Below are 17,944 nucleotides of genomic sequence, written 5' to 3'. Positions count from 1 at the left end.
TCACACCCAGTCCTCCAGCCACTCGATTTCACCCGAAGCGCAGTATTCGAGGCGCAAGGGCGGCGGAAAAGCAGGGGGTATCTCGGGGCGAACCTCGACGAGGTATTTGACGCCCCGGTAAAAAAAGAAGGCTGGATGAGCCGCCTCCACTGCACGCAGATGCGGGATCCAGTCCGCAAAGGGTCGCGTCGGATCTATCTCGTTGTCCGGAGGCCGTCGGCGCTCGCGAAACGTACCTTCGCCCGACTGGGGTATGGCAGGAAAATCGCCTGTCGGCCAACGCTCCAGCAATCGACCGAGCACCTGTAGAAAGAGTGGCTCGTCCACCTGCCGGAGATAGGCCGCGGTGTACTCGGGACGTAATGGAAAGCTGGCCTGGACGATCAGATCACCCGTGTCGGCCGCTGCAGCGGCCCGAAAGCCGGTCACCACATAGCAGGGCTGATTCTCGACGATGCTGTAGTAGATCGGCGCCCACCCCCTGCCCTGGGGCAAGGCCGACGCATGGAAGACCAGTACTCGGTCCAGCGTTTCGGCAGGCAGCAGCCTGCGATAATTGAAGGGTACGATGGCCGTGTAGCGCTCCGGCTCTGCCGGATAGTGCACGGCCAGGTCCACGACCACCCGAGATGACGGCAGCAGACGTTCCAGCAACGTAGCGGCCGGTGCCTCCGCCAGGTCATTGAGTAGCAGGCAGATCCTCGGCTTCACAGGTCGATCACCGCGCCTGCCAGGAAATCCCGCGAAGCCGATCGTCCCACCAAGCGTCTCTGGAAGGACGGCGGAAGTCCGATACCACCCGCTACCCGTCGCGCACCGAGGTTTTCAGCGCTGAAGAGCTCGCCGTGACGAATATCACGGGAGGCCACCAGCACACGTTGAAACTCACGCTTGTTCGTCAGCTCTTCCACCGTCGGACGGACATAGGGACGGCCCATCATGGCCGCCGCCTGGTGGATGTGTTCGATCCAGCACGCAAGACCCAGCGGATCTTCGGAAAACCAGTGATCCGGTCCGGGCAGATCGTGATCGAGGGTGAAATGCTTTTCGAACACACGGGCGCCGAGGGCCAGTGCCAATGCTGCAGCGAGAGGGCCCTGGGTATGGTCGGAAAACCCGACGGTGAGGCCGGGGAAGGCGTGCTGCAAGGTAGTCAGGCGGCTGAGGTGTACATCGTCTGGCGGCGTCGGATACTGGGAGGTACAAAGCAGTAGCACCAGCGGTCGACCGGCGAACCAGCCGACGCTTTCCAGCGCCTGATGCACCTCGGCCAGATCGCTCATCCCGCAGGACAGGATCAGCGGCAGATCTTCGCCAGCATAGCTTTCCAGCAGCGGCAGATTGGTGAAGTCGTCGGATCCGACCTTGATGGCAGGCACGCCGATCTGCAGCAATAGATCCAGGTCGGGTCGATTCTGCGGCGTTGAAAAGAAGGTGATATCGACGGCCTGGCAATGCGCCTTGATCGCCTGCCACTGCGCAGGAGCGAACTGATAGCGCTGGAACATCGCCAGCATGGGCTCGGTGACCGTATGGCCTTGCGAGCGGTAAGTGAAGGTTTGCTCGGGATCGCCGCAGAAATCCTTGGCCTTGAACGTCTGAAACTTGACCGCATCCGCACCGGCCGACTTGGCCACCTCGATCAAACGAAACGCCGTGTCCAGATCACCGTTGTGATTGATGCCAACCTCGGCAATGCAGTACGGCGGGTGCGCTATCCCAATCTCGCGGCCGGCGATGGCGAATGGACGTGGGTACATGCGAGCTTTCCTCCACCGCCTCAGCGTGCGGCCGACAATTCCATTAGGGCGTGGACGACTCTCTGGGTACCCAGACCATCCACCTGCTTCCAGGCCTGCGCCGACATCCGCGCCAATTGCTCGGGCGTCAGGGCGTGCAGCGCCTGCTGATAATCCTCGACTTTAAGCTCGGCACCTTCCCCCAGGATAAGTGCTGCCCCGCAGCGCTCCAGACCGGCCGCCAACTCGCGCTGGTTGTCGGACAGGATCGCCAATAGCGCTGGAACTCCCAGCGCGCAACGCTCCCAGGAGGAGGCGCCAGCAGCACCTAGGGCCAGATCGGCGTCCGCCAGCAACCGGGCCATGTAGTCGATCTGAATGTGCAGTCGCCACCCCGGCTGATCACACAGTGCCTGGAGCTCTGCCTGGTCAGCCTGCCCTGCTCCGACCACCACATCGACAATTAGGCCGGGGCGCCAGTTGAGCAGGGCTTGCAGCGCCAGCCGCGTCTGGCCCAGGTCATCACCGCCGGTGAAGAACACCAAGACCCGCTCCAGACGCCCCGCGCGCGGCGCCAGCCCTTCTCGCGCTTGCTTGAACTCGTCGCGCAGCAGTGCGTGTTCTGGCCCGTACAATTGCACGGCGTCGCGCAGCAGCAGGGATACGTAGCGCTGCTCCGGCCATGGATGATCGCCTGGGTCCAGCAGCAGATCACACGCCAGGGGACGGTTGGCGAGATCGTCCAGCACCAGGATGCGTCTGGCATGGCGGCGGACCTTGGCATGCCAGTCCGCGGCCAGGCCGTAATGATCGATCAGGCACCAGTCGAAGCATCGCTCACCCAGCAGGACTTGCATGCTTAGGAAGTCTTCCTCGGCGTCGATCCGCTGTTCGGGATAGCCAGGCGGCGATCCCAGTGGGGGTAACAGCAGGACTTCATAGGCTTGGGGGATCAGTGCGCGCCAGTCCGGCTCAGCGAGTCGGCAGACAAAGGTGAACTGCGCACCCTGTGCCTCCAGCGCCCTGGCCAGGGTGAGACAACGTGCCAGATGACCGCTGCCGATCATGGGCGAGGCATCCACACGCACCAGAATCCGCATCACCGCGGCGCCGCTCCCAGGGCGGCGAACATAACTTCAGCACGCCGCCAGTCCTCGGCCGTATCGATATCCTGCACCCGATGCCGCGGCAGCCATACGGGCAGCGAGTGCGGCGCATGCAGGGGTGCGCCCTGCGCCCAGGCCTCGGTGCGCCCCCAGTAGAACTGGCCGGCATCGTGGAAAGCCGGTTCCAGGTCCTGGGAACGGGTTTCGTAGAACTCCGGATAGAGCGATTCGACACCGCCATCCGGGCGCAGCCGCAACGCTCGCTGCACCGGCGAGGCGTAATCGGTGACGGTAAAGGCATAGGCCTTGTCCGGATGACCTTCGAGGATTTCCAGCCCCCGCGCCAGATCGGCCGGGGTCACAAAAGGTGCGGTAGCGTAGAGGCAACAGGCGTAGGCGAAATCTTCGTCCTGCTCGCGCAGCGCCGCTACCGCATGCCGGATCACCTCGACGGTACCGGCATGGTCATCCGCCAGCTCGGCGGGACGCAGGAAGGGCACCTCGGCGCCCCAGCTGCGGGCCACCTCGGCGATCTCTGCATCGTCGGTACTGACCACGACCCGGGTGAACAGGCCACTCTCCAGCGCCGCCTGAATGGAATAGGCGATCATCGGGCGGCTGTGGAAGGCCTTGATATTCTTGCGCGGGACGCGCTTGCTGCCCCCCCGGGCGGGAATGATGGCGATGGCGGTCACGCCTGTTTCTCCAGCAGGAACCAGGAGATGTCATCGGCCGGGAACAGCGGATCGCGGTGATAGACGAAGCCGTAGTCCAGCAGGCGCAGATCGGCATGGCGGTCGAGCAGTTCACCGGCGAAGTCGCGCTTGAACAGTCGCTCGGCATGGCCGCGATAGCTCACTTCCACCGGCGTGGGGTTGTAGTACTCGGCGACCAGAATGAAGCGTCGGCTGGCCTGGTACAGCTTGTCGTAGGCAGCCGGCAGCAAGTCGGGAGGCAGATGGATGAGTACGCCCTTGGTGAACGCCAGGTCGAAGCCCTTGGGCACGGGATAGTCGAACAGCGAACCCTCCCAGATCTCGGCCACGTTCAGCGCCTGGGCCAGGGCGCAGGCCTTGCCGTTGAGCTCGACACCCTGCAACTGCGCCTGGGGCAACAGGGCTCGCAGCGCCTGCAGGTTGAGGCCACGGTTGGTGCCCAGTTCCAGCACGCTACCCAGACCGCCGGCCCGCGCCAACGCGCGTCCGAAGAAGGCCAGGCTGCTGGCCACGGCTGCAGCGCCGGCGTTACGGTCGACGTAGGCATCGCCGAATTCACCCTGCCAGAAGCGCTCTTGCGCGGTCATCTTTCGCATGGTCCTTTCCTCTACTTCAACAACTTGGCCAACGCTTCAACCACTCGATCCTGCTGGGCCTCGCTCAGGTCGGCGTACAGCGGCAGGCTCAGGGCCTGGGCGTAGTAGCGCTCGGCTTCCGGAAAATCGCCCGGCGCGAAGCCCAGGGCGCGGTAATAGGGCTGCAGGTGCACAGGGATGTAGTGCAGATTGACGCCGATACCCGCAGCTCTCATCCCGGCGAAGACCTGATCGCGCTGGTGTTCATCCACCCGGATGGGAAAGAGGTGCCAGGCCGACTCGGCACCGACCTGATCGCCAAGGAGGCCGACCGGCAATTCCGCCAGCAGCTCCCGATAGCGCTGGACCAGGGCGCGCCGACGCGCGATGAAGAGCTCCAGGCGGTCGAGCTGCGACAGTCCCAGGGCCGCCTGGATGTCGGTGATGCGGTAGTTGAAGCCCAGCTCCAGCTGTTCGTAGTACCAGCCACCCTGCCCTGCGGCCTGCAGCAACGCCGGATCGCGGGTGATGCCGTGGCTGCGCAGTCGCCGCAGCCGTTCGGCAAGGGCGGCATCGTTGGTGGTAAGCAGTCCGCCTTCACCAGTGGTGACGATCTTCACCGGATGAAAGCTGAACACGGTGATGTCGGCCTGGGCACCAGAGCCCACGGGCTGACCGGCGTAACGCGCGCCTATGGCGTGGGAAGCATCCTCGATCACCTTGAAGCCATAGCGGCGTGCCAAAGGCTGGATGGCGGCCAGGTCGCAGCTCTGGCCGGCGAAGGCCACGGGCACCAGGATCTTCGGCAGCCGCCCTGTCCGCTCGGCGACTTCCAGCTTGGCGGCCAGCGCCGGAACGCTGAGATTGAGGGTGCGCGGATCTATGTCGACGAAGTCGACGTCGGCGCCGCAATAGCGCGCACAGTTGGCGCTGGCCACGAAGGTATTGGGCGAAGTCCAGAGCAGATCCCCTGGCCCCAGGTCCAGCGCCAGGCAGGCGATATGCAGCGCCGCCGTGGCATTGCAGACGGCCACGCCATGCGTCGCTTCGCAGCGCCCCGCCACCGCCTGTTCGAAGCGCTCGATCATTGGCCCCTGGGTCAGCCAGTCGGAGCGCAGCACGGCGGTGACCGCGGCGATGTCCGCTTCGCTGATGGATTGCCGACCGTAGGGAATGGCGCTCATGGGCAGCGCTCGACCAGCTGGCGCAGCGCCGCGACGTCCAGATAGTCGGGGTTGCTGTCGGACAGGTATTCGAAGCCCGGCTCGACCGGATGTCCCTGCTCGCCCAGGCCATCAAGGGAGTAGTCGCACGGCTGGTTGAAGCTCAGCGCCGGCGCGATGACATAGTGATGCGCGAATTCCAGGGTATGAGGACTGTCATCCCGGGAGATCATCATCTCGTGCAGCTTTTCCCCCGGACGGATGCCGACCTGGCGCTGCGGTAGATCCGGCGCCAGGGCAGTCGCCAGATCGACGATCCGCGCGGAGGGAATCTTGGGCACGAACAACTCGCCGCCCTGCATGCGCTCGAAGCTGCGCATGACGAAATCCACGCCCTCGTCGAGGGTGATCCAGAAGCGCGTCATGCGCGTATCGGTGATCGGCAGGTCCTCGGCGCCCTTGGCGATCAACTTGCGGAACAGTGGCAGCACCGAGCCGCGGGAGCCGACCACATTGCCGTAGCGCACCACGGCGAAGGAGGTGTCGCGACTGCCGGCGATGTTGTTGGCGGCGACGAACAGCTTGTCCGACAGCAGCTTGGTGGCGCCATAGAGATTGATCGGACTGGCCGCCTTGTCGGTGGACAGGGCGATGACCTTCTTCACACCGTTCTGCAACGCCGCGGCGATGATGTTTTCCGCGCCATTGACGTTGGTACGGATGCATTCGGTAGGGTTGTATTCGGCCGCTGGCACCTGCTTCAGGGCGGCGGCATGTATCACCAGATCGATGCCGCGCATGGCCTGCTGCAGACGCTGCTCGTCGCGCACGTCGCCGAGAAAGTAGCGCATGCAGGGGGCATCGAACTCCTGGCTCATCTCGTACTGCTTGAGTTCGTCGCGAGAAAACACCACTACCCGTTTGGGCTGGTAGTCGCTTAGCAGCCGCTTGACGAAGGCGCGACCGAAAGAGCCGGTACCACCCGAGATGAAGATCGACAGGCCATCAAACATGTTGCTATCCCTTCGCGATGAGTCGAGCGGCGGAGGCGGCGGAAAACCGGCGCATCTAGCCTAGCGAAAGAGTAGCAGCAAAAAATCGGCCAATCCCGTTACGCCTTGACCTCTGTCCTTACAGGTACTTGAACAGACTCAACTGGGCGATCTTCACGAAACTCTGCTGCGATGCCTGCAGTACGGTGTTCTGCAAGGCGTAACGCGACAGCGCCTCGGGATAGTCGAGATCTTGGAGATCAGACTGCACCGCCTTGTTGACCAGGCTGACGTTGGCGATGAAGTCACTGGTGGAGTCGATGACGTTGAGACGCGCGCCGACCTTGCCACGCACGCCGTCGACCTGGGTGTAGGCCGTATCTAAGTTGCTCAGGGCCACGGCAGCGCTGTCACGGATCTGGTAGACCCCTTCGGTACTGCTGTCGCCATTCTCCAGCGCCTTGCGCAGGTCTGATACCACGTTGAGCAGGCTGCGCTTCTCGTTGGCGGTGTCGCGGGTGATCTTGAATTCGTCGCCGGCAGCCGGAACGCCATCCATCTGCACCTTCACCCCGCCATAGCTGATGGATTTGCTGGCTTCCTGGGTGCTGTCCAGGCTGTCCACCTTGAGTTGGCCCGCGGGTGGATTGGCCGGATCGTAGGCCGCCCATTGGGCGGCCGTAGGTGCCTTGGCGAGGTCGTAGACGACGTATTTCTTGTCATCGAGGAAATGGATGCCGATACCGTCACTGGCTACCGGCGGCGCGCTGGCCGGAAAGGTCGAGTCATAGGCGCCCTTGTCCGTCACCAGGCCGAGGGAGATCCGCCCGGTACCGGTATTGGTCGTCCCCTTGCTGGTATCCACCCGATTGGCGTTGAAGTTGTTCTCGAAGGCGTCCTTGCCGCTGTCGCTGAGGGGCACGAAGGTGGAGCTGGCGATCTGTACGCTGCGCTGCCCTTCGTCGCCGTTGTAGCTGTAGGTGCCGTCGGCGTTACGCACATAGGGCTGGGTGTCACCCATGGAACCGGAGAACAAGTATTTGCCACTGGCATCCTTGCTGTTCATCAGGTTCATCAGCTCGTCTTCGCGCTGCCCGACTTCCTTGGCCAGAGAGGCGCGATCGGTTGGATCCAGGGCACCGTTGCCGGCCTGGACGGCGATCTCGCGAATACGCGTCAGCACCGTCTCCACTGAGGTCAGCATGGATTCCTGGGTAGTGAGGCTGTTCTTGGCGGCGGTCATACCGGTGTTGTACTGACCGTTGAGCGCCTCTTCCTGGCTCAGCTGCAACAGCTTGATCGACGCCACCGGATCGTCCGCCGGGGTGAGGATCTTCTTGCCGGTGCTGATCTGTTCCTGGGAGCGGCTGACATCGCCATAGTTGCTCTGCAGGCCGCTGATACCATTGTTGAACGCCTGGACGGTAGAGATGCGCATGGGCGGGTTCCTTATCTGAAGGCGCCGATCAGGGTGTCGAACAGCGACTGGGCGATCTTGATGACCTGCGCCGAGGCACCGTAGTACTGCTGGAACTGGACGAGCTTGGCCGCCTCTTCGTCCAGGTTCACCGCTGACAGGGAATCACGATTGTCTTCGGATTGCTTGAGCACGGTCTCACTGGCGGCCGAGTCCACCCGCACCTGGGCGGTCAGGGTACCGACCCGCTCCACCAGGCCGCCGTAGGCGTTGTTGTAAGTGGTACCGGTCGTGCCATAGCCGCCCATGGTGGTCTTGGTCTGCAAGGCCACCAGGTTCAGGGCATTGCGGTTGTCCGAGACGGCGCCGCTGTTGGCACCCAGGGTGAAGCTGTCGCCATCCTGCGGCACGCCGCTGACGTTGAAATCGTAGCTGTAGCTGTTGTTGGTGTTCGGGTCGGTGTATTGCAGCCGCAAGGTATTGGTCTGACCCGAGGTCAGGCCGGTAGTGGACGGCGAGACATAACTCAGGCTGGCCCCGGTGGGCAGGGTCCCGGTCAGGTTGCCAGCGGCGGCATTGAAACTCAGCTTGATGCCACCACTACCGAACAGCCTACCCAGATCGGCGGTACTGACTGGCGAAGGCGCACTCTTCAGGTCAGGCTGGGTGATAGCACCGGTACCACGGTTGTTGGTAGTGCTGGCAGCCTTGGCGGTACCCGCGAAGCCCAGTTGGCTGGATTGGCTCAGCTCCACACTCATCTGCGCCGCACCGCGACGGGTGGGCTGGAGGCTGAAGACGTCGCCCGCCTGGGCCTTGTTCAGTTCGGCCGCGGTGAACTGCACCTTGAAACCCTGATCGGTACCCTTGGCATCGGCGAAGGTCAGGGTGACCGGATCGGTACCGCTGCGGGTCACCGTGATGCTGGTGCTATCACTGATGCGCAGCGCCTTGAAGTTGGTGCCGTCGAAATCCAGCCGATAGTCGCTCGGATTGAGCTTGGACGTATCGGTGATGTTCAGCGTGGCTGTAGCCGAGCCGAAGTTGGTGGACCGCCCCATGACTCGCAGACCGGTGCTCTGGCCGCCGTTGACGTCGCTGAACAGCGCCGAACCGGCATTGCCCGCCAGATCCAGACCCTGCCCCAGCTGCTTGTTCAGGGTATCGGTCAGGGTCAGCGCCAGCTGACCGAGGCTATTGAAGGCATGGTCCAGTGCCGTGTCTCTATAGGACAGCAGGCCCCCCATCTCGCCGCCACTGACCTGCGAGGTGATGATCTGCGAGGTACTGCCCGCCGTCAGGGTGATCTGATAGCGCGACGGATCGTCATTGCCCAGTTGAGCGGTCAGCGTCGAAACGTTGCTGCCGACCACCAGTGGCTGGCCGGTGCCGACGAACAGGTTGAGCGAGCCATCGTCCTGGCTGACCACCTGCAAACCGACCATGCCGGACAGCTGCTTGATGGCCTGGTCCCGCGAATCGATCAGATCGTTGGGCGCCGCGCCGGCTGCCTTGGAACGGGCAATGGCATCGTTCAGGCTGCCGACGCTTTTGGCCAGGGAATTGATCTGACCGGTGAGGGCCGACAGCTGATCGTTGATCTGGCTGTTCTGCTTGTCGATCTGGTCATACAGGGTATTGAAGGACTTGCTCAGCCCCTGCGCCTGGGCAAGCACGGCCTCCCGCGCCGGGACCGAGGACGGATCCTGGGACGCGGTCTGCAGGGTGGCGAAGAACTTCTGCATCGCCGGCGTGATACCGGTGGTGTTGTCGGACAGCAGGCCGTCGAGCTGGGAGATCTGGCTCTTGAAAGCCTGCAACTCGCTGTTCTGGCTGTTGGCCGAGCGCACCTGGCTGGTGAGGAAATCACTGGCGAGGCGACGCACATCCACCGTCTGGGAGCCGGAGCCGACATAACCCGAGCCATTGAACTGGGCGATGTTGGTCTGCTGGATGGCCTCCTGCCGCGAATAGCCGGGCGTATTGACGTTGGCGATGTTGTGACCGGTGGTGGTCAGGGCGTTTTGCGTGGACCTCAGGCCCGATAGACCAATGGAAAGTAGATCAGCCATGGCTCACCTCAACCGCGGGACGGACTGGTGCCCAGGGAGGCGACCGTCTGATAGGTGTTCATGTTGCGAGCGATCTGGATCACCTTGCGTGCGTAGTGCGGATCGGTGGCGTAGCCGGCCTGCTGCAGGCCCTGCATGAAGCGCTCGGAGTTGCCGTTGGTGGACAGCGCCTTGTCATAGCGGTCGTTGCTCTGCAGGAAGTTCACGTAGTCGTGGAAGCTGTCCGCGAAGGAATCGTAGGTGCGGAACTTGGCGGTCTCGGTCACGGCCTTGCCATTGACGAATTCCTGGGTCACCGCGGGGGCGCTGCCGCCGTCCCAGCCGTGGGATTTGATGCCGAACAGGTTGTTGCTGTTGCTGCCATCGGCCTGCTTGACCATGTGCTTGCCCCAGCCGGTTTCCAGCGCCGCCTGGGCGACCAGGTACTTGGGATCCACGCCCAGACGCTTCGCCGCGGCTTCGGCCATGGGCATCATGGTGTCGACGAATTCCTGACGGGTGCGGAAACGGGTCTTGCCGGTGGCAGCGGCGCCGTCCACGCTGGCGACGGCCTCGGTCGTGGCGGCCGGCTTGCTGCCGGGTTGCGTGGCCTGCTGGCGCCAGGCGCTCTGGGCGGCCGCGACGTCCTGAAAACTCTGCTTGAGGGTGGCGCCCTGCTCCGCCGCGCCGGAAATATTGGCGGCGGTACGCTCGGCCAGACGCCCGGGCAGGGCCAACCGGCGCGAATTCAGCGCGCTGGAATCGTCCCGCCCGGAGGACGCTACGTTAGTGGCGGGCTTGAGGCCGTGGCTCGCCACGTCGTTGAGCTTGGCGTTGCGGCCGGCGGCCAGCTGGCCTTCGGTGGGCGCAGCCTGGCCGACCTGGGCGAAGGGATTGGGACGGCTCGACGGCTGGGCGGTCTTGCTCAGCTGACGCTCGAGCACGTTGGCCAGGCCGATACCGCCGCCATCCCGGGACAGGGAGACGGCCAGCTGCTGGTCGTACATGTCCTGGTACTGCTTGGTGGTCTCGCTGGAAAAGGGGCTGTCCTTGTCTGCCAGCGCCTGGTTGGCGCTGCGCATGGACTTGAGCATCTGGCTCAGGAACAGCGACTCGAATTCGCCGGCAACCTTCTTGACGTTTTCCGAGCTGTCGCGATCCTTACCCTTCATCTGGGCCAACCGATTCAGGTCGGTGAAGGCCCCCGAATCCTTGACGTTGCCGTAGTTGCCACCCAGACGAGATTCCATCGCCCGTTCTCCTTAGATAACGATCAGATCGGCCTGCAAGGCGCCGGCCTGTTTCAACGCTTCGAGAATGGCGACCAGGTCGCTGGGCGCAGCGCCCACCTGATTCACCGCTCTCACGATCTCGTCCAACGTGGTACCCGGACCGAACTTGAACATCGGCTTGGCCTCCTGCTTGGCCTTGACGGTCGACTGGGGAGTCACCACCGTCTGCCCACCCGACAAGGGATTGGGCTGGCTCACCTGGGGGTCCTCGCTGATGGTCACGGTCAGGCTGCCCTGGGTCACCGCCGCCGGCGAGACCTTGACGTTCTGGCCGATGACGATGGTCCCGGTACGGGAGTTGACGATGACCTTGGCCACCGCCTGTCCCGGATCCACTTCCATGTTCTCCAGGATCGAGATGTAGTCGACGCGCTGGCTGGGATCCACCGGCGCCGTGACGCGAATCGATCCGGCATCAACAGCAGATGCAACACCCGCGCCAAGTGTCTCGTTGATCTTGTCGACGATGCGCTTGGCGGTGGTGAAGTCGCTGCGATTGAGGTCCAGCGTGATGCTGTTGCCCTGGTCGAAGCCGCTCGGCACCGGCCGCTCGACGGTGGCGCCATTGGGAATGCGGCCGGACGACGGAACGTTGACGGTGATCTTCGAGCCATCGCGACCTTCGGCGTCAAAACCACCCACCACCAGGTTGCCCTGGGCGATGGCGTAGATCTGGCCATCGATCCCCTTGAGCGGCGAGAGCAGCAGGCTGCCGCCTCTCAGGCTCTTGGAGTTGCCGATGGAGGACACGGTGATGTCGATGGTCTGGCCGGGCTTGGCGAAGGCCGGCAGATCGGCATGGATGGACACCGCGGCGACGTTCTTCAGCTGCGCGGTGGTACCCGGCGGTACCTTGATGCCGAACTGGGCCAGCATGTTGTTGAAGGTCTGCACGGTGAAGGGCGTCTGGGTGGTCTGGTCGCCGGTACCGGGCAGACCCACCACCAGGCCGTAGCCGATCAGCTGGTTGGTCCGCACGCCCTGGATGCTGGCGATGTCCTTCAGCCGATCCGCCTGGGCCAGGGGCATGACCAGGGCCAGGGCGGCAGCGGCGATGAGGGTCTTGAACATGGCGCTCATCCTCAGAAGGGCATCAGCGGGCTGCCGAAGAACTGGCTCAGCCAGCCCGGCTGACTGGCATCGGCGAAGGCGCCGGTGCCCGAATAGGTGATCCGCGCATCGGCCACGCGGGTGGACGACACGGTGTTGTCGGTGGCGATGTCGTCGGCGCGGACCATGCCCTGGATGCGCATGAGTTCGTTGCCGGTGTTGAGCGTCAGCCACTTCTCGCCGCGGACCACCAGGATGCCGTTGGGCAGCACCTCGGCGATGGTCACGGTCAGCGAACCGGACAGGCTGTTGCCCTGGGCCGCCGTGGACTTGCCGGTGTTGGAGCGATTGCCGGAGAAACCGGCGTCCAGGCTCAGGTCGCCGTCCGCCAGGGGGTTGGGGATCTTCGGCTTGGCGCCGAACAGGGAGGTCAGCCCCAGGGTCGCCTTGCTGTTCTTGGCGACGTCGGAACTGGCGTTCTTGCTGGCCTGGGTCTTCTCCTGCAGGGTGACGGTGATGATGTCGCCCACGCGGAAGGCCTTGCGGTCGGTATAGAGATTCTGTTCGAACCCCGACTGGAAGATGGCGCCGTTGTTCTGCGCCGCCGGCACCGGCGTGCGCGGCAACACCGGAGCGTAATAGGGATCGTCCGGCTTGGCGGCCGGGGCTACGCATCCTGCGAGTACGAGCGCTCCCAGGAGCGGGGCGACGGCGAACAGAGGTTTCATGGAGCGCGTCCTCACAGGGGATTAGAGCTGTTGACTGACGAAGCCGAGCATGTCGTCGGCCGCTTTGATGACCTTGGAATTCATCTCGTAGGCGCGCTGGGTGGTGATCATGTTCACCAGCTCCTCCACCGTGCTCACGTTGGAGTTTTCCAGGGTGCTCTGTAGGACGGTGCCGAGGCCGTTCAGACCCGGGGTGCCAACCTGGGGCGCGCCGCTGGAGGCGGTCTCGCTGAACAGGTTCTGGCCCACGGCCTGGAGACCGCCCGGGTTGACGAACTGGGCGATCTGCAGGTTGCCGATGACCTGGGGCGCGGCCTGGCCGGCGGTGGTGACCGACACGGTGCCGTCTTCGCCGACGGTAAAGGTCTTGGTATCGGCCGGCAGCACGATGGCGGGCTGCAGGGCGAAGCCGTTGGCGGTCACGAGCTGGCCATCGGCATTCAGGTGGAAGGTACCGTCACGGGTGTAGTTGATGGTCCCGTCGGGCATGGTCACCTGGAAGAAGCCGTCGCCGTTGATGGCCATGTCCAGCGGCTGGTCGGTGGTCTGCAGCGAACCCTCGGTGAAGTTCTTCTGGGTGCCGACGATGCGCACACCGGTACCCAGCTGCAGGCCGGAGGGCAGCTGATTGTCCTGGGTGGACTGGGCACCCGGCTGACGCCGGATCTGGTACAGCAGGTCCTGGAATTCGGCGCGGTCGCGCTTGAAGCCCGTGGTGGACACGTTGGCCAGGTTGTTGGAGATGGTGGTGAGGTTCATGTCCTGGGCGGACAGACCGGTCTTGGCGACCCACAGTGACGACATCATGATGGTATTCCTCGAAGTGCCGGTTTTACGTCGGCGCTAGCCTTGATCAGGAGAATTGCAAAACCTTTGCCAGCGCCGCGTCGTTGTCTTCGGCGCTGCGCATCATCTTCACCTGCAGTTCGAACTGGCGGGACAGCGACAGGATCGAGGTCATCTCCTCCGCCGCATTGACATTGCTCGACTCGACGAAGCCGGACACCAGGGACACATTGGCATCCATGGGCGGCGCCGCCTGGCCCTGCTTCATGTGCAGCAGGCCGTCGAGACCCTTTTCCATCTGCTTGGTGTCGGGGTTGACCAGCTTGATGCGATCGACCTGGGCCAGGGCATTGGCCGCCTGGCCGGAGCCGCGAATGGTGATGCTGCCGTCCTGACCGATTTCCACCTTGGAAGCGGGCGGCACGGCGATGGGTCCGCCATTGCCGAGCACCGGCATACCACTGCCGGTCCGCAGCATGCCGAGGGGATCGATCTGCAGACTGGAGGTACGCACATAGGCCTCCTTGCCGGAGGGATCCTGGACCGCGACGAAGCCGGGGCCCTGGATGGCCACGTCCAGGTCACGCCCGGTTTCCTGCAGCGCACCGGGGGTGAAGTCGGTCGCCGGCCGCTCGCTCATGGAATAGACGCGCGACGGCATGGTCTCGCCGAACACCTGCATCGAGCGCGCCTGTTCGAGATCCTTGCGGAATCCCGAGGTCGAGACGTTGGCCAGGTTGTTGGCATGGGCGCGCTGGGCCATCTCGTTCTGGCTGGCGCCGGTCATGGCGACGTACAGCAGCTTGTCCATCTGATCCTCCGACGGCGGCCGATTGCCGCCAAGCTTGCGTTCGGAGGTTCTTTAGCAAGGCCCGTTCCAGAAAACGAAAAACATTATGAATCAATGGCTTGAAAACAGAGAAGCCTCCCGAGGGAGGCTTTTGCTGACGGCTGAGCGGCAAGCCGTCAGAGAAACGACATCAACGCAGGTTGATGATGGTCTGGGTGATGGCGTTCTCGGTCTCGATGGTCTTGGCGTTCGCCTGGTAGTTGCGCTGCGCCACGATCATGTCGACCAGTTCGGTGGAGATGTCGACGTTGGACGCCTCCAACGCACCGGATTGCAGGGCCCCAAGGGTACCGGCCCGCGGCGTGCCCACCACCGGCTGGCCGGACTCGGCGGATTCGGTCCAGGAGGTCTTGCCCATGGGCGTCAGGCCTTGGACGTTGGCGAAGTTGGCTAGGATCACCTGACCCTGCACCTTGGACTGACCGTTGGTGTAGCGCGCGAAGATCTGACCGGTATCGTCGATCTCCAGACCGGACAGCTGACCGGTGGTGTAGCCGTCCTGGTTAACGCTGTTCACCGCGAAGGCAGTAGAGAATTGCGTCGAGCCGCGCGGATCGAAGGTGAAGCCGCCCGTGTTGCCCAGCGCGCCGTTCCAGCTGTAGTTCGCCGGGTTGCCACCATCGGATATCGCCGGGATCCAGCCACTACCGCTCGATCCGGTGGGATCGGTAGCGAAGGTGATGATATTGGTCTTGGGATCGATGCTGACGCCCGACGAAGAAGAGCTCACGGTGCTCAGCTTGCCAGCCGCATCGAAGGTCACGCCAAAGCTCTGCGGCTGGGTGCCATAGGCGGCCACGGCTGCGGCGACCGAGGCCGGAGTCGCACCGGCAGCGGCGGCGGCATTGTTGGCGATGGCCTTCACCTGGGGCGTGGCCCCGGACATGTTGTTGACCGCCGTGGCGACACTGTTTGCCGTCGCACCGGCAACCCCCGCCGCCGTATTGGCGGTCTTGGTGGCAACCCCCGGATCCAGCGGATTGCGCCCGTCGATCAGCACCTGCATCGACCACTGATTGGTGGCCGGCGCCGGTGCCTTGACGAAGTACTGCGACATGACGTGGGAGTTACCCTGGCTGTCATAGATGTTCAGCGAGGTCGAGGAGTTGTAGGTTTTCGGATCCGAGGGATCGAAGGGCGTCAGCGTCGGCGGTGCGCTGGTCGAGTTCAGGTTGAACTGCTGAGCGATCTGGGTGGTGGACTTGGGCGCCTGACTGGCCGTCTCGATGCGCAGGTCGCTGCGTACGCCGGGCTGCAGCAGGCCCTGGGCGTTGGTGGTGTAGCCCTGCAGCTTGTAGCCGTTGTTGTCGACGATGAAGCCCTGCTTGTCGGTGCCGAAGTAACCCGCACGGGTGTACTGGACGGCACCGTTGTTGCTGGTCATGAAGAAGCCGTTGCCGTTGATGCCCATGTCCAGCGCATTCTGCGTGGAATCGATGGTGCCCTGGTTGAACAGCTGGCCGACATTGCCCAGCAGCACGCCGCTGCCCTGGGCATTCTTGCCAGTACCCAGTACCGAGGCGGCATAGAGATCCTGAAACTCTGCCCGCGACTGCTTGAAGCCGACGGTGCTGGCGTTGGCGATGTTGTTGCCGGTGATGTTGAGGTCACTGGACGCGGCCTTGATGCCGCTCAAACCGATATTGAAAGACATGCTGGATTCCTCTCGTGTGCCGCGCCTTACTGGCCGACCGCCTGGACTTTGGAGATGCCGATGCTGCCGACGCCGGCAAGGTTGAGTGTCATTTCGCCGCCGTTCTGCCCCAGCGTCACGCTGTCGACGTTAGCCGGCAAACTGGTTTTCATGGCTTCGGTCTTGCCATCGATGCTGGCCTGGGCCTCGAAGCGATAGGTGCCTGCGTCCAGCTTCTTGCCACTGGCATCGGTGCCATCCCAGGTAAAGTTCACCAGACCGCTGGATTGCTGTCCCAGGTTCAGGCGGTTCACCTGACTGCCGCTGGTGTCATAGACGTTGACCCAGACATTGGAGCTGGAAGCGGTCAGGTTGAGCGCCCCCTTGAAGTCCGCGCTGGTATCCACCTTGACCTGGTCGCTGTCGACGATCACCTTGCGGCCAACCAGGGTGGACGCCTGCAACGCCTGGGAAGACTGGCTGCCGGAAAGGATCGAGCTGACGCTGGTGTTGAGGTTGGTGATGCCTTCGACGGTACTGAATTGCGCCAGCTGCGCGATGAATTCGCCATTGCCCTGGGGCTCCAGCGGATTCTGGTTGTTCATCTGGGCGACCATCAGCTTGAGGAACTCGTCCTTGCCGAGCTGGCTGGTCTTCTTGGTCTCGCTGCCGCTGCTGTCACCCGTGGCACTCGTCTTGTTGACGGAGTACTTGTCGAGCACCGACTGAGCGGTTGAATTGGTCGTGCTTATGGCCATGGCGCCGATTCCTTACTGACCGAGGGTCAGTACCTTCTGCATCATCTGTTTGGCGGTATTCATCATTTCCGCATTGGTCTGGAAGGCGCGACTGGCCGAAATCATGTCGGCCATCTCCTCCACCACGTTCACGTTGGGGTAGTAGACGTAGCCGTCCTTGTCCGCCATCGGGTGGTTGGGCTCATAGCGCTTCTGTACCTCGCTCTGGTCCTCGACGATGCCCTTGACCTCCACCCCGACTCCGGCCTGGCCCTGATCATCGAACAGCGACGCGCCGCCCTGGGCCTCGTTGAGCTGGGCGGCGAACACCGGGTGCCGCGCCTTGTAGGTCTGGTCGACGCTGGAAGACACGGAATCGGCGTTGGCCATGTTGCTGGCCACGGTATTGAGGCGAACGTTCTGGGCGCTCATCCCGCTGCCGGCGATGTTGAACAGCGAACTCAGGGACATGGCTATTCTCCGCGCAGGGCCGACATCAGCCCCTTGAACTTGCTATTGAGCAGGGTGAAACTGGCCTGGAAATTCATCGCGTTCTCGGCGTAGTTGGCCTGCTCGACCTGCGCATCCACGGTGTTCTGGTCCACCGAGGGCTGAGTGGGGATGCGATATTTCAACGCCGAGTCGCCCATGCCCATGTCGAAGCCTTCGGCAGCGATATGGCGGCTGTTGGTGGTTTCCAGCTGATAGTGGCCGGAGGCCCCCGGTGCGCTCTTGGCCGCCTGCTCCGCCATCACGGCGCTGAAATCCAGATCCCGTGCCTTGTAGCCCGGGGTGTCGGCATTGGCGATGTTGTTGCCCAACACCTCGGCACGCTGCGAACGGAAGTTCAGCGCCTGCTCGTGCAACCCGAGTGCTTTGTCGAAACTAATGCTCATGTCGAGAGACCTTTGACGTGGCTTGCAAGCGATTTAGCAAGGCCCGTGCCAGTCTCCAGCATCCATCTAAATCAAGGGCTTAGCGCAGGGTGGCAGTCAGAACGACGGCAAGCGGCAAGGTTTTTCCGCCGTCCTTGCCGGGCCCCGAGGCCGGGGCGGCAAAACTTTGGCGCAAAAGAAAGGGCAGACCTGGGTCTGCCCTTGGGGTGTCCA

General features: G+C 63.4%; 18 protein-coding genes. All 18 read right to left on the bottom strand.

Translation table 11 applies throughout. The annotated features are described in order from the left end of the window. The 18 genes from ACZ5R1_RS07435 to flgB all read right to left on the bottom strand — a co-directional run bounded on the left by ACZ5R1_RS07435 (position 1) and on the right by flgB (position 17,731). Positions 1-711, bottom strand: coding sequence for a hypothetical protein (locus ACZ5R1_RS07435; RefSeq protein ID WP_464712974.1), 711 nt, complete (start codon positions 709-711; stop codon positions 1-3). After that, complete coding sequence (locus ACZ5R1_RS07430; protein ID WP_108581186.1) at positions 708-1,760, bottom strand: N-acetylneuraminate synthase family protein; 1,053 nt, start codon at positions 1,758-1,760, stop codon at positions 708-710. Before ACZ5R1_RS07430 ends, ACZ5R1_RS07435 begins: the two co-directional genes overlap by 4 nt. Positions 1,761-1,780: 20 nt before the next feature. Next, complete coding sequence (pseG, locus tag ACZ5R1_RS07425; protein ID WP_464712973.1) at positions 1,781-2,839, bottom strand: UDP-2,4-diacetamido-2,4,6-trideoxy-beta-L-altropyranose hydrolase; 1,059 nt, start codon at positions 2,837-2,839, stop codon at positions 1,781-1,783. Then, positions 2,839-3,540 carry a pseudaminic acid cytidylyltransferase gene (gene pseF, locus ACZ5R1_RS07420; protein ID WP_464712972.1) on the bottom strand — a complete coding sequence of 234 codons (702 nt, stop codon included), beginning with the start codon at positions 3,538-3,540 and terminating at the stop codon, positions 2,839-2,841. The genes pseG and pseF overlap by 1 nt, the downstream gene beginning before the upstream one ends. Next, positions 3,537-4,157: a pseudaminic acid biosynthesis-associated methylase gene (locus ACZ5R1_RS07415; protein ID WP_464712971.1), complete on the bottom strand. Its 621-nt coding sequence runs from the start codon at positions 4,155-4,157 to the stop codon at positions 3,537-3,539. The genes pseF and ACZ5R1_RS07415 overlap by 4 nt, the downstream gene beginning before the upstream one ends. Before the next feature lie 11 nt (positions 4,158-4,168). Beyond that, positions 4,169-5,320 carry a UDP-4-amino-4,6-dideoxy-N-acetyl-beta-L-altrosamine transaminase gene (gene pseC / locus ACZ5R1_RS07410; RefSeq protein ID WP_464712970.1) on the bottom strand — a complete coding sequence of 384 codons (1,152 nt, stop codon included), beginning with the start codon at positions 5,318-5,320 and terminating at the stop codon, positions 4,169-4,171. Continuing rightward, on the bottom strand, positions 5,317-6,312 hold the full coding sequence (gene pseB / locus ACZ5R1_RS07405; protein WP_027598025.1) for a UDP-N-acetylglucosamine 4,6-dehydratase (inverting): 996 nt from the start codon (positions 6,310-6,312) through the stop codon (positions 5,317-5,319). Before pseB ends, pseC begins: the two co-directional genes overlap by 4 nt. A gap of 118 nt (positions 6,313-6,430) precedes the next feature. Beyond that, entirely contained in the window at positions 6,431-7,729 is a 1,299-nt protein-coding gene (gene flgL, locus ACZ5R1_RS07400) for a flagellar hook-associated protein FlgL (RefSeq protein WP_077172396.1), read from the bottom strand. A gap of 11 nt (positions 7,730-7,740) precedes the next feature. After that, complete coding sequence (gene flgK, locus ACZ5R1_RS07395) at positions 7,741-9,780, bottom strand: flagellar hook-associated protein FlgK (protein WP_464712969.1); 2,040 nt, start codon at positions 9,778-9,780, stop codon at positions 7,741-7,743. Between the two features lie 8 nt (positions 9,781-9,788). Continuing rightward, entirely contained in the window at positions 9,789-11,009 is a 1,221-nt protein-coding gene (flgJ, locus tag ACZ5R1_RS07390) for a flagellar assembly peptidoglycan hydrolase FlgJ (protein ID WP_288493552.1), read from the bottom strand. Positions 11,010-11,021: 12 nt separating this feature from the next. Then, positions 11,022-12,122 (bottom strand): flagellar basal body P-ring protein FlgI, encoded by a 1,101-nt coding sequence (locus ACZ5R1_RS07385; RefSeq protein WP_007160438.1) that lies wholly within the window; start codon positions 12,120-12,122, stop codon positions 11,022-11,024. Positions 12,123-12,133: 11 nt separating this feature from the next. Continuing rightward, positions 12,134-12,829, bottom strand: a complete 696-nt coding sequence (gene flgH, locus ACZ5R1_RS07380) for a flagellar basal body L-ring protein FlgH (protein WP_027601645.1) — start codon at positions 12,827-12,829, stop codon at positions 12,134-12,136. Positions 12,830-12,850: 21 nt separating this feature from the next. Continuing rightward, positions 12,851-13,636 (bottom strand): flagellar basal-body rod protein FlgG, encoded by a 786-nt coding sequence (gene flgG, locus ACZ5R1_RS07375; protein ID WP_027598031.1) that lies wholly within the window; start codon positions 13,634-13,636, stop codon positions 12,851-12,853. Between the two features lie 46 nt (positions 13,637-13,682). Then, positions 13,683-14,426, bottom strand: a complete 744-nt coding sequence (locus ACZ5R1_RS07370) for a flagellar basal body rod protein FlgF (RefSeq protein WP_027598032.1) — start codon at positions 14,424-14,426, stop codon at positions 13,683-13,685. 169 nt (positions 14,427-14,595) lie between these two features. Beyond that, a complete protein-coding gene (locus ACZ5R1_RS07365; RefSeq protein ID WP_027598033.1) occupies positions 14,596-16,119 on the bottom strand; it encodes a flagellar hook protein FlgE in 1,524 nt (507 codons plus the stop codon). 26 nt (positions 16,120-16,145) lie between these two features. Continuing rightward, positions 16,146-16,856 carry a flagellar hook assembly protein FlgD gene (gene flgD, locus ACZ5R1_RS07360; protein ID WP_027598034.1) on the bottom strand — a complete coding sequence of 237 codons (711 nt, stop codon included), beginning with the start codon at positions 16,854-16,856 and terminating at the stop codon, positions 16,146-16,148. 12 nt (positions 16,857-16,868) lie between these two features. Then, complete coding sequence (gene flgC / locus ACZ5R1_RS07355) at positions 16,869-17,306, bottom strand: flagellar basal body rod protein FlgC (RefSeq protein WP_027598035.1); 438 nt, start codon at positions 17,304-17,306, stop codon at positions 16,869-16,871. A 2-nt stretch (positions 17,307-17,308) separates the two neighbouring features. Further along, positions 17,309-17,731, bottom strand: a complete 423-nt coding sequence (gene flgB / locus ACZ5R1_RS07350; protein ID WP_017642008.1) for a flagellar basal body rod protein FlgB — start codon at positions 17,729-17,731, stop codon at positions 17,309-17,311. Between the last annotated feature and the right edge of the window lie 213 nt (positions 17,732-17,944).

Source organism: Pseudomonas sp. Pso3, assembly GCF_055393275.1.
The sequence above is the reverse complement of the archived record's forward strand: the minus strand, read 5'-3'. Positions and strand labels throughout refer to the sequence as shown.